Origin of the sequence: Tardiphaga sp. 172_B4_N1_3 (genome assembly GCF_052076035.1) — a bacterium.
In the GTDB taxonomy this organism is placed as follows: Bacteria; Pseudomonadota; Alphaproteobacteria; order Rhizobiales; family Xanthobacteraceae; genus Tardiphaga; species Tardiphaga robiniae.
In genome coordinates this window covers 2,185,600-2,199,978 of record NZ_CP197238.1, presented here as the reverse complement: position 1 = coordinate 2,199,978, position 14,379 = coordinate 2,185,600, and the positions used below count along the sequence as shown (strand labels likewise).

Below are 14,379 nucleotides of genomic sequence, written 5' to 3'. Positions count from 1 at the left end.
GTGAGGGATATAGGGTACTTTGGAGGGCTCTCGGGGAAACAGAGCTGGAGAAATAGAGGGATGGTTTGAAGGCGGTGTGCGTCCGCTAGCGAGAATAGTCCAGCTTCACCGTCCAAGACGGCTGCCACCCGCGAGAAAAAATGCCTGCATGTGTCTGGAAGTCCGCCCGTCATGCGTCCTCGGGAGACGAAAAGCCGAGAGAGATGATGCGGAAGACTATCGTCGTGGCCCAAGTCACACTGGATAGCGTCATGCATTTGCCGGGAGTCTGCCTATGAACCCCACCATTACCGCCTTTGAACGGTCGCCCGATCGCGGCAGGGGATTGGCCCGGGACATGCGCGTTCGCTGGGCGTTCGAAGAAGTGGGCCAGCCTTACGACGTTCGACTTCTTTCGTTCGATGAGATGAAGGGACTTCCGCATCGGGCGCGTCATCCTTTCGGGCAGATTCCGACCTACGAGGAGGGCGATCTTGTCCTGTTCGAGTCAGGAGCGATCGTGTTCCATATCGCAGAGGGCCATGCAGGCCTGCTGCCAGATGATGCGAACGCCCGGGCGCGGGCAGTCACGTGGATGTTTGCCGCACTCAATACGCTCGAGCCGCCGATCGTCGATCTCCTCATCGTCACGCTCCTGGAACGCGACAAGACCTGGTATGAGCAGCGTCTGGCGATGGTCAAGGACCGCATCCGCGGGCGGCTGGGCGAACTTTCCAAGCACCTTGGCGATGCCGACTGGCTCGACGGTGCGTTCAGTGCCGGTGACCTGCTGATGGTGTCGGTGCTGCTCAGGTTGGGGGCGTCCGGCCTACTGGATGAATATCCCAACCTCTCCGCCTATGTCGCCCGCGGCGAAGCCCGGCCTGCCTACAAGCGTGCTTTCGCCGCTCAATTGGCGGTTTTCACCGCTGCGTCGGGCGGCTGATAGGAATCCCTCAGGGCGGCTTTCTAGGACCGCTGCAGCGGCGCCGGCCGGTTTATCGAATTCATTTCCCGCGGCGCTATAAAATTCTTGAACATTCGTTCCTGAATTGGTATCTTGCCGTTTATGGCCAGACCACGGGAATTCGACACGGACGCCGCGCTCGACGGCGCGATCAATGTCTTTAGCGGGCATGGATATGAGGGCAGTTCGGCCCAGATGCTCGTCGATGCAATGGGGATCGGGCGACAGAGCCTTTACGCTGCCTTCGGCGACAAGTGGCAGCTTTATTGCGCCGCCGTGCGTCGCTATGGAATGGGCGAATGTGCTGCACATATCGACGCGCTCCGAAGTGGACCGCGCGCGATCGATGGCATCGGCGCGATGTTGCGCCGTGTCGTGAAAACAGCCGATCGTCCATGTCTTGGCGTTGGCTCGATCTATGAATTCGGCGTGTCCGAACCTGACCTCCAGAAGATCAATGGAGTGCTGGCGAAAAGCTTGCGAGCTGCCATCGCAGCGCGCGTTCGCGATGCGCAGCGTGAAGGCGATGTCGCCGGCGGCCTCGACCCCGAAGCGACCTCGGAATTTCTGATCGCGAATATCGCCGGAATCCGCGTCGCCGGACGGGGCGGCGCCGCGCGGGCGGCTTTGACCGGTCTGGCCGACATGGCCATGAGGGGACTGCGATAGTCCCTTTTTTTGGAAAATTAAGGAACGATCGTTCAATAAAGGAGCAAGTGATGAGAGCTGTTGTGATGACCGGAACGGGCGGTCGCGAGGTGCTGGAGTATGTCGAACGTCCAGACCCTCTGGCTGGACCGGGCGAGGCGCTGGTTGAGGTCGTCTTGGCGGGGGTGAACTTCATGGACATCGGCGTGCGTCAGGGCATGGCTTGGACCGAGGTTCCGAATCCCAAGATTTTGGGCGTCGAGGGGGTGGGGCGTGTGCTGGCAGTCGGGGATGGTGTCGAAGGCATCGAGCCCGGCCAGCGCGTCGCCTGGGTTTACGCGCCCGGAAGTTATGCGGAGCGGATCGCGATTCCTGTCGCGTCGCTGGTGCCGGTTCCTGACGCGATAGATGATCGCACCGCTGCGTCGGTGATGATGCAGGGTCTCACTGCCAGCCATTTCGCCACGGACTTCTATCCGGTACAGCGCGGCGACATCGCCTTCGTCCATGCGGCGGCGGGCGGCGTGGGACTGCTGCTGACCCAAATCGTCAAATTGCGGGGCGGCCATGTCATCGGACGTGTATCGTCGCAGGAGAAGGTCGCTGCAGCCAGGGAAGCTGGCGTCGACCATGTGATCATCGATACCGAAGGCCGGTTCGCCGAGGAGACGCTACGCCTGACCGATGGCCAAGGCGTGCACGTCGTCTATGACGGCTCCGGGCCGACGACCTTCCAGGGCTCGCTTGATGTGCTGCGTCGGTCGGGCACGTTCTGCTGGTATGGCCCGGTGCTTGGTGGGCCGGGACCGCTCGATATCATGAGCCTGCCGAAGAGCGTCAAGATCGGCTATGCGACCTTCTTCGATCACATCCACACGCCCGAACTGCTGCGCGCGCGTTCGGAGCGGCTGTTCAACTGGATCGCGACGGGAGAGCTCAAGCTCCACATCGGCGGAGAGTACCGCTTAGCGGACGCAGCGAAGGCTCACGCTGACATGGAGAATCGCAAAACGACCGGCAAGCTGCTGTTGGTCCCATGAAGCCCGAGTATCGGGTTTTGTGGCTCGGCTGAAGTGTTCGGGGCACATGCGTCAATCTGGGCTGACTGCCTTGAGCGAACTTGCGACATGCAGTTGCCGAATGCAGCCCGGCTGTTGTGTTTGATGTGTCCTGCCGCCTCGCATGTTACGACCAACTTACTTGCCGCCTTACCGGAGCCCCTTCATGTCTGACGCGCCTGCACCGAACCACGTCCCCACCGCCGCCGAGACCGATCCCGAGACGCTCGGCTGGATGAAGGGCTTTCCGCCTGCGCAGGACAAGACCATCCAATTTCACGACGGCTCGTTCCGCAACTTTCCCGAGCTGCGCTGGGCCTGGAGCAATGTCCGCTCGCTGGTGCCGACGGTGAATGTCTGGCGCGGCGCGGGCGGCGCTTCGGTGTTGCCGCGCGCGGAGCGCGATATCGGCGGCATCGCGTCGACCACCATGGATGGCCGGCCGATGACCTTCGCGCGCATGTTCGACGAGAGCTATGCCGATGGCATCGCGGTGCTGCACAAGGGCAAGCTGATTTACGAGCGCTATGCCGGCGCGCTGAAGCCGCACAAGCCGCATATTGCGATGTCGGTGACCAAGTCGTTTACCGGCACGCTGGCCGGCATTCTGGTCGCGGAAGGCAAGATCGATCCGCAGGCGCCGGTCACCGATTATGTGCCGGAGTTGAAGGCCACGGCCTTTGGCGATGCTGATGTGCATGAGGTCATGGATATGACCACAGGGCTTCTCTACACCGAGGTTTATACGGACAAGAATTCCGACGTGTGGGGACTGCGGCGCGCCAATGGCATGGCGCCGATCCCTCCGGATTACGAAGGCGCGAGCGACATCTTCGCCTTTCTCTGCACGCAGCAGAAGCAGGGCGAGCATGGCAAGGCCTTCGCCTACAAGACCGTCAACACCGACGTGCTGGCCTGGATCATCCGCCGTGCCAGCGGCATGACGCTGTCCGATCTTCTGTCGGAACGCATCTGGGCGCCGATGGGGGCGGAGGAGGACGCGCATTATCACGTCGACCGCATCGGCACTGAGAGCGGTGGCGGCGGACTGTCGACGACGCTGCGCGATCTCGCGCGCTTCGGCGAGGTGATGCGCAATCACGGGCGCTTCAATGGCCGCCAGATCGTGCCTAGCGCAGTGGTCGAGGACATCGAACGCGGCGCCGATCCCGCCAAGTTCAAGCCGGCCGGCTACACCACGCTGCCTGGCGCGTCCTATCGCAACCAGTGGTGGGTGACCCATAATGAACACGGCGCCTATATGGCACGCGGCGTCTACGGGCAGGGGCTCTATATCGATCCGAAGGCCGAGATGGTGATCGCGCGCTATGCCTCGCATCCGGTCGCCGGTAATGCCGCCAACGATCCGGTGACGCTGCCGGCCTATATGGCGCTGGCGAAGGAACTGATGGCGGGCTGACCATCAGGGTTCGTGGAACCCGAGGGAACCCGGTCGGGAACCTTGGGACAGGTTGGGCGTATGCTTGGCGGCCGACATCTTCCGTCGGCGCTAGGCGGACCCCTCCAGAATGATAAAACCTTTGTCCATCGCTCCGTGGCTGCGCTGCTGGTGTGCGGCGCTGTTGATGTCATGCACCGTCGTCGCAACGGCGCCTCTGCATGCGCAGGAGCGGGCGTCTGGCGCCCGGGCCGCCCGCAGCAATCCGGCTGTCGCCACTGACGGCGCGACGCTGATTCATGGCAATTACTGCGGTGCCGGTAACCGGCCGGGCAAACCGCCCATCGATGCCCTCGATCTCGCCTGCATGAATCACGATGCCTGCACACCGGCGAGCGGCATTCCTAACTGCGACTGCAACGCCAGGCTTCGCGACGAAGCGGCCGCCGTGGCAGGGGACCCCCGACAAGCGCCGGAGCTCCAGAGTCTGGCGGCATTGACCTCAGCGGCTGCGGCCGTGATGCTCTGCAAGCCGATGATCGATGCCGCAGTCCCTCCGGTGGTTGCTCCTGTCCCTGTTGCTCGTGACGCTCCTGCAGCAGGTGCGCCAGTGGCAATCACGCCGGCTCCCGTTGCTGGAGCACCTGTGTCGATTGTCCCTGATAGTGTCGCGCCCGTGGCTGCCGCTCCCGTAACGGACGTAACTGAAACCCCGCTACCTGTCGCGCCAGTCACAGACGCTCCCGCGCCTGCTGTACCCGTGCCCAGGTCGACCGCGTTGCCCTGAGCAGGCAGAGTCTTGATCGCCTCTTGCGCGCTGCGATCTTTCCGGGGCAATCATGACCGCGAGTCCAGATGCGCCGACAGCGCGGCTCATGGCAGAGGGAAGCGCGCATGAAATTACTTGTCGCACGAGTCATGACGCTCGCATTCCTGCTAGGGCCTTTGGCGCTTGGCTCCGCAGCGCTGGCGGCGGATCCCATCCGTGTCGGCGCGGTGCTGCCGTTTTCCGGCGGTGTCGAACTTTATGGTGAGCAAGCAAAACTCGGGCTCGATCTCGCTGCCAGGGAGATCAACGCGGCGGGCGGTATTCTCGGCAGGCCGCTCGAGATCATCTATGTCGATGACAAGACCCGGCCGGCCTCCGCCGAAAGCGCGATGCGGTCGGTGATCGACAGCGGCGTCGTGGCGGTTATCGGCCCTGTCACCTCGGCCAACTTCAATGCGATCAGGCCGCTTGCCGAGAGCACGAAGACGCCGCTGCTTTACGCCACCAATTTCGAAGGCGGCACATGCAGCCGCTACATCTTCTCGTTCAGCACGGTGCCGAACCAGGATCTCGGCCAGTTGCTGCCCTATGTGAACGAGGCTGTCGGCAACACCTACTTCCTGCTCGGCGCCGATCGCGTCTGGCCGCACCAGATGTTCGATATCGCCAGGCCGCTGATCGAGAAGCTCGGCGGCAAAATCGTCGGCACGCAATACACGCAGGGGACCGAGACGGACTTCACGCCGCTGATCAAGCAGGTGGCGGCGGCCAAACCAAAGGTGCTGCTGTTCGCGCTGAAGGGTGACGGCATCGATTTCATCCGGCAGGCCGATGATCAGGGCTTGTTCAAGGAGACCACGGTTGCATTCCTGGGATTGTCCGAGATCGATCTCGGCATCTTCAAGGGCAAGGGCCAGAACATGATCACCGTCGTGCCGTCGCTGGCGACCAGCGACGCGCCGGAGATGAAGGCGTTCGTCGCCAGGGTGCGGGCCTCAGCCGGCAATGACGTGCTGGTGTCGAACTATGTCATGACGCACTACAACACGCTGATCGCGCTCAAGGCTGCGATCGAGAAAGTGGGCCGTGTCGACAAGGAAGCCCTCGTCGATGCGCTCGGTGGGCTTACCATTCCGTCGCCGACTGGAACGGTCTCCATCGATGCAAACCACTATGCGACCATGAGCATGTTCATCGCTAAGACGCAGGGCCGTGAATTGGTCACCGTCCGTGCGCTGGGCAGAATTCCGCCGCAGCCGGGTTGCACATTGGCTGGTCGCTGATCGCAACTGGCGAGCAGACGGCTGGTGTAAGTCGCGCGAGATTGCTTAACTCGGCATCGACACAATTCTGGATGAGCGAAGAGGACAATGAATGGCACGTGTGCGCTGTATCACCGAGATGGGCATGGGCGTCGACGTCCACGGTCGCGATGCCACCAAGGCTGCCAAGCGCGCGGTGTCGGATGCGATCCGCCATTCCAGCGTCGGCTTCTTCCGGATGGTCGGCAAGACGCCGCATGACATGTTTGTCGATGTGACCGTCGCGGTGCCGAATCCGGACGACGTCGACACGGCGGCGGTCGCGAAGGAATTGCCCTACGGCACCGTGACCGTGACCGCGGTCAAAGGCGGCCTCGACATCCCGGCCGAGAGCGGCGGCGACGGTATTCTCATTGCCAATGCGGCGGTGATCGTGAGCCTCGACGACGGCAAATAGAGTCAACTTGCCTCAGACGACGATCGTGCTTCCGCGATCTCGAAAACTCCCCTTTTCACGCTTGACTAATCCATCACTCACTGGTTATTGATCTGATCGATAACTGACGGGTTATGGATGGCGATGCCAAACACCTTCGATGTGCTCTTCAAGACGCTCGCCGATCCGACCCGGCGCGCGATCTTCGAACGGCTCTGCCGTGACGGGGAGCAGACCGTCGCGGCACTGACCGCGCAAGCCGGCGTCTCGCAGCCGGCGGTCTCCAAGCATCTCGGCGTGCTGAAGCACGCGGGACTGGTGCTCGATCGCCAGAGCGGCCGTCAGACACATTATCGATCGCAACCGGCGGCCCTGGCGCCGCTACTCGACTGGACCAGCCAGATGGCCGGGTTCTGGGAGAGCCGGTTCGGCGATCTCGAACAACTGCTGAAGAGGATGGACAATTGACCAATACTGCAGCCGAAACACGTTCTGTCGTCGTCGAGCGGGAATTTGGCCACGCGCCGGAAAAGCTCTGGCGCGCGCTGACCCAGCCGCATCTGATCGCTGAGTGGCTGATGAAAAACGATTTCAAGCCCGTCATCGGGCATCGTTTTGATCTGAGCGCAAACTGGGGCGTGGTCGCTTGCCGGGTCACGGAAGTCGAGCCGAACCAAAAGCTCGCTTACACGTGGGAGGCCCTGGGTCTCGAGAGTGTCGTGACCTGGACCCTTACACCTTCGAGCAACGGGACGCTGCTGCGGATGGAGCAGATCGGCTTCCGACCGGATCAGGAGCAAGCCTATCAGGGCGCCAAGTTCGGATGGCCGCGATTCCTGGCGTCGATGGAGCAGCTTCTGGCGCGACTGGACTGAATTCGGCCGACACAGAATTTCACGCCACTTCCGCATGCACTGAGGGTCGCTCAACATGAGCCTATGGATCAGATACGCACACCGCTGGCTGTCGCTGGCCTTTACCGGGACGGTCATCGCCAATTTCGCTGTCCGCGGATTTGGCGAGCCTCCAGCCTGGGTGACCTTCTCGCCGTTGCCACCGCTGTTTCTGTTGATGTTCAGCGGTCTCTATATGCTGCCCTATACCGCAAAGTGGCGTAGAGCAACGCAGGGCAGTGGACGGATGAACGCGTGAATTGGAATGCGCATGGATATTTTTGATCGTCTCAAATCAGCTTCGGCCGATGACTGGTCCAGCTATGTCGATCATAGTTTCGTCCGACAGCTCGGGGCCGGCACGCTGCCAGAACCCGCGTTCCGCACCTATCTGGTGCAAGACTATCTGTTCTTGATCCAGTTCGCGCGCGCCTATGCGCTGGCGACCTACAAGAGCCGCTCGCTTGACGACATGAAGGCGGCCCAAGGCGGACTTGCGGCCATTCTCGGCGAGATGGAGCTTCATATAAAACTGTGCGGCCGCTGGGGACTGTCGCCCGCCGACATCGAGGCCGCGCCCGAGTTGCAGGCGACGGTGGCCTATACGCGCTTCGTACTGGATTGCGGCGCTGCCGGGGATCTGCTCGATCTGCATGTGGCGCTGGCGCCCTGCGTGATCGGTTATGCCGAGATCGGCAAGAAGCTCGCGCCGGGTGGTGCCGACGCGCTCGGCAATCATCCGTATCGCGAATGGATCGGCGAATATGCCGGCGACGCATATCAGGATATCGCGGTGAAAGCGCGCCACCATCTCGACGATCTCGCCGCGCGTGCGATGACCGAGCGGCGCTTTACGGAGCTCGCAAAACTGTTCGGTCAGGCGTCGCGCCTGGAAGCCGATTTCTGGCAAATGGGGCTGGACGCGCGCTAGTGCGGTGCGCAGCGGTCAGGACAGAGCATGGCACCCGTCAAGGTCGATCCCGCGAATGTGCGTGAGTTCAAGAACGCTGACGCCTTCTATAAATGGCTCGGCAAGAACCACGACAAGGCCGACGAGGTCTGGATCAAGGTTCACAAACTGAAATCTGGTCTCGCATCGATCACGCCGAAGGAGGCGATCGATGTCGTGCTGTGCTGGGGCTGGATCGACGGCATCCGCAAGGGGCTGGACGAGACGAGCTTTCTCCAACGCTATTCACCGCGCGGGAAGAAGAGCGTGTGGAGCAAGATCAACGTCGACAATGTTGCGCGCCTCGTCGCAGAGGAGCGCATGACCGAGCACGGCCTCGTCCATGTCGAGGCGGCGAAGGCCGATGGCCGCTGGGATCGCGCCTATGGCAGCGGCAAGGACATGACGATCCCCGCCGATCTGCAGGCGGCGATCGACGCCGAACCGAAAGCCAAAGCGATGCTGGCCAAGCTCAGTGCGCAGAACCGCTTCTCGCTGGCATTTCGGGTGCACAATATGAAGACCGAAGCCGGCCGCAAGAAGCGGATTGCGGCCTTCGTCGAGATGCTGAAGAAGGGCGAGACGATCTATCCGCAAACCAGAAAGTGAAGTGGCGTCACTCGTTGCTTTTCACTTCCGCTTCGGCCGCCTGATCGCGCGTACCTTGCCGCTGGTTCCGCCGCCGGCGAAGAACTGATCGGCACCATCTGACTCGAGGCCGGAGACGCCACTGCCTGCCGGCAGTGCGAGCTTCTCAAGCGCTTCGCCGGTTTGCGGATCGATGCGCCTGATGTCGCTCTCGTCGTTTTCCCAGGTGCCGTGCCAGAGTTCACCGTCCACCCAGGTGACGCCGGTGACGAAGCGGTTGCTCTCGATGGTGCGCAGGATCTTTCCAGTGTCGGGATCGATCTGGTGAATCTTGCGCTCGCGATATTGTCCCACCCACAGCGTGCCTTCGGCCCAGGCCATGCCGGAGTCGGCACCGCCGCCGGGCGCAGGGATGGTATTCAGCACGCGGCCGGTCGCCGGATCGATCTTCTGGATACGGTCCTCGGCGATCTGGAACAGATGCTTGCCGTCGAATGCCGTGCCGGCATGTGCCGCGACGTCGATGGCGCGCACCGTCTTGCCGCTTGCGGGATCGAGTGCGTGGAGTTTGTTTCCGGATGCGAACCAGACTTGCGTGCCGTCATAGGTGACGCCATGCACGCCGTCGACGCCCTCGAAGGGGCCATATTCGCGGATGATTTCTGCTGCGGATGTTTTCATGAGTGTTTCCCTCGTGACGATGGCGACGACCCTAATGATCCGGCAGCGGTGGCGGGAGTAACAACATCGTCGCGAGTCCCGGCAGGGATGGCGACGTCCAGCGGCGCGCCCGTCCGCGACCGAGCGGCTGCACCTTATTCTCCACCGCCAGTTCGTCGAGTGCCCGCTGAACGCTGCGCTGGCTGGTGCCGAGCGCCAGCGCCAATGCAGAGCTCGACCAGGCTTCTCCATCGGCAAGAAGTGCGAGCACGGCGGCGTGTTCTTCCTCGACGGGCCGCGCCAGCACGACGACGTTGCGGGCCCGGCGCAGTACCAGCGTAAAACCGGGCTTGGTCGCGTGCACCTCCGCCAGCGGCGCAAGCAGTTTGCGCAGCCGTCCCATCTCGACGCGGAGCCGGGCGCGATGCGAGTCATCGGCATGTCTGGCGCGGAATGCGCGCGCCAGCAGCGTTTCGCGCGAAACATCCGCAGGCCATGCTTCGCCGAGTGCGCGGGCGAGGGCGAACAGGACGGGCCGGGTCGCGAGCGACAGCTCCGTCTTCTGACAGCGGATGACATGCCGGCACGCATCGATGACGATGGCTTTCGAATTCTGCAGCGCCTCGACGTCGTCGAGCAGTAGCACACGTTCGCCGCTGCGTGCGATCAGGCGCGCAGCGGGAGCGTCGAGGAGCCGGGATGCGCTGTCGACCTCGGCAGTGAGTGCCGGGATTGCAGCGAGCCTGGCGGCACGCTGCGCGTCGGCAATGGCGGCGCGTGATTTTTTCGCCTGCAGGCGGCGCATCGCGATGCCGGCGACGACCAGCGCGTGTGCGGTACGCAAGGCGGGCGGCAAAGGCGCGGGATCGAGCGCGCCGAGCTTGCGCTCGGCTTCGTCGAGACGCCCGATGAGCAGAAGGCGCCTGACGTCGAGATAGCCGCCATAGGCCGCATTCACATGGTCGCCGTGGGCATCGAGTGTGAGCCGCGCGGCGTCGAGCGCCTTGCTGGGCCAGTTCAGATCGCGCGAGACGAGCGCAATCTCGGCCTCGGCTACGATGCACCGTGCACGCGCCACGGGTTCCTTCGCACCGAAGGTGCGCGCGGCCCGTTTCACGAGCTCCTTCGCGCGTGCGAAATCGCCGAGCTGCGCCATTGCGATGCCGCGTAGCGCAAGCGCCGGCGCGTCATCACGCAATGCAACACGCTTCAACGCACCCAGCGGATCACCCGCCGCGAGCGCGTGACCTGCGGCGGTGATCAGGGAGTCCATTCAAATCCCGCCACACTTGTCACTCCCACCCGTCCATTGCCGGATCCTAATCTACCTCACGACGATCAACCGGCAAGTCGTGTCGGCAGCGCATGACGATGGACGAAAGTGGAGAGAAGACCATGACGGCACCGATGAAAACACCACCGATTGTGTCACCGCAGGCATGGGAGGCAGCGCGAACGGACATGCTCGTGAAGGAGAAGGCTGTGATGCGGGCGCGAGACGCGCTCGCTGCTGAGCGCCGGCGGATGCCGTGGATGGAAGTGAATAAGGCCTATGCGTTCGAGGGGCCTGGCGGAATGGTCAGCCTGCGCGATCTGTTCGCCGGCCGCCGTCAGTTGATCGTCTACCGCGCCTTCTTCGAGCCCGGCGTGTTCGGCTGGCCCGATCATGCCTGCCGCGGCTGTTCACTGGGTGCCGACCAGGTCGCCCACCTTGCGCATCTGAATGCCCGCGATACCACGCTCGTCTATGCCTCGCGGGCACCGCAGGCGGATATCGCACGCCTGAAGGCGCGGATGGATTGGGAGATGCCCTGGGTCACCATCACGGACAGTTTCGACGCCGACTTCGGTGTCGACGAGTGGCACGGCCATAACGTGTTCTTCCGTGACGGCGACCGCGTGTTCCGCACCTATTTCATCAACAGCCGCGGCGACGAGGCGATGGGGACCACCTGGAGCTATCTCGACGCGACGCCGCTCGGCCGCCAGGAGGTCTGGGAGGACTCGCCCGAAGGCTATCCGCAGACTCCGACCTACAAATGGTGGAACTGGCACGACAACTATGTCGCCGGCGCTGCACCCGACAAGAAATGGGTCGAGGTCTCGGCCGCCGGAGAGGCCACGTTCCGGAAGACCGATGAGTAGCGCTATCGATGACGTCGATCGCGCGAAGGCCTATCGCTGGAAAATGCGTAGCCTTGCGCCGGCCGCCGATTGGCTATGCCTTGCGGCCGCACCGGCCTTCGCATTGATGGCGCTGCTGACGGGTGTGCTCGATGGCAGTTCGCCGGACCTGCTCTGTTCAACGTCGCGCGCATCGCCGTGGAGTGGAATGGCGGTGATGTATGCCCTGATGAGTTTGTTCCATACCGTGCCTTGGCTCAGGCTGATATCCGGCCGATACCGCCAATCGCAGTGGCGGACGTGACGGTTGTCGCGCGCTTCAGGCGCGCGACAACTTCTCGAACCGCTTGATCAGCCGCTCGCGCTTGAGGCGCGACAGGCGCTGGATCCAGAACATGCCGTTGAGCTGGTCGATCTCGTGCTGGTGGCAAACCGCACGCAGGCCGTCGGACTCTTCTGTCTGCGTATTGCCGTCGAGATCCTGATAGCTGATCCGTACGCGGGCGTGGCGCTGGATGTCGTCAGTCACGCCAGGCATCGAAACACTGCCTTCCTGATGCATGATCAGTTCGGGCGAGGCCCATGCGATCTCCGGATTGACGTAGGTGTGGGCGCCATTGACGGGATCGAGATCGAGCACGACCACGCGCAGCAGCACGCCGATATGCGGCGCGGTGATGCCGATGCCGGGAGCGGCATGCATGGTGTCGCGCAGATCGTCAGCGAGCGCGCGCAGCGCATCGTCAAACACGGTGACATCAGCGGCCGGCTGCGTGAGGCGCAGGTCGGGATAGCGGACGATAGGGCGGATACTCATTCCGGCAGCCCCGCGGCCTTCAGCGCATCCGCATAGGTCTTCGCCATGGATTCGACGGGGACCGGGATGCGCGCAAAGAAGGCGGAGACCGTCAGCTCCGGCTCGATGGTCAGCAGTTCCTCGACCACCTGCGCGGCGCGTTCGTGCGCACCGGTTTTCACGAGCGCCACGGCGAGCGCGCGGAGTGCGACGGCGAAACGCCGGTTCTGCAGCAGCGCCTTATCGGCCCAGTTGATCGCTTCGGGATAGTTCTCGTCGATGATCGCGGCGATGGCCAGCGCACCGGAGACGAACCAGCCGTGCGGATCCAGCGGGTTCAAACGTCGTGCGCGGTCGAGCAGAGCGCGGCCGGCCTGCTGCTGTCCGCGCATGGTCTCGATCCATCCGGCCAGTGCGAGTGCAGTGGCGGAGTTTGGATTGATCGCGAGGGAGCGGCTGAACAGCTCAATGGCCGCGTCCTTGGCGGTCTGCGTCTCTGCCAGATTCCAGATCGCAAACGCGGCCATCCAGAGGATTTGCGGATCGTTCGGCATCCGCTCGATGGCGCTATGCGCCAGCGCCAGGCCTTCGCTGCGATGGGCGTCGTCTGGGCTGATCCAGCCCTGGAAATGTCGCTGCGCATGGCAATAGGCCGCTGCTGCCATCGCGGGCGCGTAAGTCGGATCGAGCGCCAGCGCCTGATGCAGGCAATCCAGCGCCGCGGTCATGCTTTCGGGCGTGAAATCGTGTTGGTAGCCGGAGGCGCGCAGCAGCAGGTCATAGGCATCGGGCTTGTTCGGACGGCTGTGCTTGCGGCGTTCGATTTCGGCGATGCGCAGCGTGGGCTCGATGGCGGCGACGGCTTGTTCGGTGATGCGGTCCTGCAGGTCGAACACGTCGCTGCGGTCGCCATCGAACTTGTCGGCCCAGAGATGCGCACCGGAACGGGCGTCGATCAATTGCGCGATGATGCGAAGCCGCTCGCCGGCGCGGCGGACGCTGCCTTCGAGCACGTAATTGACGCCGAGGGTGCGGCCGACGTCTCGGATATCAACCGGCTTGTTCTTGTAGGTGAAGGACGAATTGCGTGCGATCACGAACAGCCCGCTGCAGCGCGACAGCGCCGTGATGATCTCTTCGGCAATGCCGTCGCCGAAATAATCCTGCTCGGGGTCGGCGCTCATATTGTTGAAGGGCAGCACCGCGATCGATAGCCCTTCGGGGTCGGCGGCTTCGGGCAGGAGTTCCGTTGCAGCCGCTGTCGTCACGAGCCGAGAGGGGCTGTCGGTCCGTTCGATGACCTCGCCGACGAAGCGAAACCCCTTCCGCGGTAAAGTACGGATCAGCCGCTGCTGCTCGCCATTGTCGCCGATGGCCGTGCGGGCCGCGTTGACCCGGCTGCTGAGCGTCGCCTCGGACACGATGCGGCCATGCCAGACTTCGGCCAGCAGATCGTCACGGCTGACGACCTTGTCCCGCGCGCGGATCAGGAATTCCAGCACATCGAACACCTGCGGCTCCACCGCCACCGTATTCGTGCCCCTCCGCAGCTCCCGCCGGTCAGTGTCGAGGACGAATTCGTCGAACCGGAACAGCAAGATAGGTGGTCCAATACCTGTTGTCGCGCCAAGGCCTTGTGCGCAGGAGCGTCCCCTAGCACACCCCGTCTCAACGATAAATCATGGCCTTCTCAAGAGAAAATCGGAGAAATCTTCAAGCGAGGATGCCGGTACCGCGGCATGGTCCGCGCATCGACGGCCTCAACCGTTATAGCCCGGAGGATCTGCACCATGACGAATGACAAGCGCGACACCAGCCACTTCAACCGCCGCAGCCTGCTGGGCGCGGCGC

18 protein-coding genes are annotated in these 14,379 nt (G+C 63.1%); 14 read left to right on the top strand and 4 right to left on the bottom strand.

Annotation, left to right across the window (positions count from 1 at the left end; genetic code table 11):
* Positions 1 to 274: 274 nt before the first annotated feature.
* From AB7783_RS10280 to AB7783_RS10225, 12 genes are all read left to right on the top strand, one after another.
* Complete coding sequence (locus AB7783_RS10280; protein WP_441277551.1) at positions 275 to 925, top strand: glutathione S-transferase family protein; 651 nt, start codon at positions 275 to 277, stop codon at positions 923 to 925.
* 123 nt (positions 926 to 1,048) lie between these two features.
* Entirely contained in the window at positions 1,049 to 1,615 is a 567-nt protein-coding gene (locus AB7783_RS10275) for a TetR/AcrR family transcriptional regulator (RefSeq protein ID WP_439077441.1), read from the top strand.
* Between the two features lie 50 nt (positions 1,616 to 1,665).
* Positions 1,666 to 2,634, top strand: coding sequence for a quinone oxidoreductase family protein (locus AB7783_RS10270; protein ID WP_441277550.1), 969 nt, complete (start codon positions 1,666 to 1,668; stop codon positions 2,632 to 2,634).
* A 184-nt stretch (positions 2,635 to 2,818) separates the two neighbouring features.
* Entirely contained in the window at positions 2,819 to 4,072 is a 1,254-nt protein-coding gene (locus AB7783_RS10265; RefSeq protein ID WP_441277549.1) for a serine hydrolase domain-containing protein, read from the top strand.
* A 121-nt stretch (positions 4,073 to 4,193) separates the two neighbouring features.
* Positions 4,194 to 4,838 carry a hypothetical protein gene (locus tag AB7783_RS10260; protein ID WP_441277548.1) on the top strand — a complete coding sequence of 215 codons (645 nt, stop codon included), beginning with the start codon at positions 4,194 to 4,196 and terminating at the stop codon, positions 4,836 to 4,838.
* 107 nt (positions 4,839 to 4,945) lie between these two features.
* The gene (locus AB7783_RS10255) at positions 4,946 to 6,103 is read left to right on the top strand and encodes a substrate-binding protein (protein WP_441277547.1); all 1,158 of its coding nucleotides are present in this window, start codon (positions 4,946 to 4,948) and stop codon (positions 6,101 to 6,103) included.
* Between the two features lie 91 nt (positions 6,104 to 6,194).
* A complete protein-coding gene (locus AB7783_RS10250) occupies positions 6,195 to 6,539 on the top strand; it encodes a Lin0512 family protein (protein ID WP_089263881.1) in 345 nt (114 codons plus the stop codon).
* 123 nt (positions 6,540 to 6,662) lie between these two features.
* Positions 6,663 to 6,986 (top strand): ArsR/SmtB family transcription factor, encoded by a 324-nt coding sequence (locus tag AB7783_RS10245; protein ID WP_320444462.1) that lies wholly within the window; start codon positions 6,663 to 6,665, stop codon positions 6,984 to 6,986.
* Entirely contained in the window at positions 6,983 to 7,393 is a 411-nt protein-coding gene (locus tag AB7783_RS10240; RefSeq protein WP_320444461.1) for an SRPBCC family protein, read from the top strand. Before AB7783_RS10245 ends, AB7783_RS10240 begins: the two co-directional genes overlap by 4 nt.
* Positions 7,394 to 7,448: 55 nt before the next feature.
* Positions 7,449 to 7,670, top strand: coding sequence for a hypothetical protein (locus AB7783_RS10235; protein WP_320444460.1), 222 nt, complete (start codon positions 7,449 to 7,451; stop codon positions 7,668 to 7,670).
* A gap of 12 nt (positions 7,671 to 7,682) precedes the next feature.
* The gene (locus AB7783_RS10230; RefSeq protein ID WP_320444459.1) at positions 7,683 to 8,342 is read left to right on the top strand and encodes a TenA family protein; all 660 of its coding nucleotides are present in this window, start codon (positions 7,683 to 7,685) and stop codon (positions 8,340 to 8,342) included.
* A gap of 27 nt (positions 8,343 to 8,369) precedes the next feature.
* Entirely contained in the window at positions 8,370 to 8,969 is a 600-nt protein-coding gene (locus AB7783_RS10225) for a YdeI/OmpD-associated family protein (protein ID WP_320444458.1), read from the top strand.
* A gap of 21 nt (positions 8,970 to 8,990) precedes the next feature.
* Here AB7783_RS10225 and AB7783_RS10220 read toward each other — a convergent pair whose 3' ends face one another.
* Both AB7783_RS10220 and AB7783_RS10215 read right to left on the bottom strand, forming a co-directional pair.
* A complete protein-coding gene (locus AB7783_RS10220) occupies positions 8,991 to 9,629 on the bottom strand; it encodes a Vgb family protein (protein ID WP_441277546.1) in 639 nt (212 codons plus the stop codon).
* 31 nt (positions 9,630 to 9,660) lie between these two features.
* Positions 9,661 to 10,881 (bottom strand): helix-turn-helix domain-containing protein, encoded by a 1,221-nt coding sequence (locus tag AB7783_RS10215; protein WP_441277545.1) that lies wholly within the window; start codon positions 10,879 to 10,881, stop codon positions 9,661 to 9,663.
* A gap of 122 nt (positions 10,882 to 11,003) precedes the next feature.
* Here AB7783_RS10215 and AB7783_RS10210 point away from each other — a divergent pair, with 122 nt between their 5' ends.
* Positions 11,004 to 11,753 carry a DUF899 domain-containing protein gene (locus AB7783_RS10210; protein ID WP_089264625.1) on the top strand — a complete coding sequence of 250 codons (750 nt, stop codon included), beginning with the start codon at positions 11,004 to 11,006 and terminating at the stop codon, positions 11,751 to 11,753.
* A 43-nt stretch (positions 11,754 to 11,796) separates the two neighbouring features.
* The gene (locus tag AB7783_RS10205) at positions 11,797 to 12,036 is read left to right on the top strand and encodes a hypothetical protein (protein WP_441279677.1); all 240 of its coding nucleotides are present in this window, start codon (positions 11,797 to 11,799) and stop codon (positions 12,034 to 12,036) included.
* 15 nt (positions 12,037 to 12,051) lie between these two features.
* Here the strand turns inward: AB7783_RS10205 and AB7783_RS10200 are convergent, their stop codons facing one another.
* Positions 12,052 to 12,549, bottom strand: coding sequence for a peptide deformylase (locus AB7783_RS10200; RefSeq protein WP_231080431.1), 498 nt, complete (start codon positions 12,547 to 12,549; stop codon positions 12,052 to 12,054).
* Positions 12,546 to 14,126, bottom strand: a complete 1,581-nt coding sequence (locus AB7783_RS10195; protein WP_441277544.1) for a winged helix-turn-helix domain-containing tetratricopeptide repeat protein — start codon at positions 14,124 to 14,126, stop codon at positions 12,546 to 12,548. Before AB7783_RS10195 ends, AB7783_RS10200 begins: the two co-directional genes overlap by 4 nt.
* Between the last annotated feature and the right edge of the window lie 253 nt (positions 14,127 to 14,379).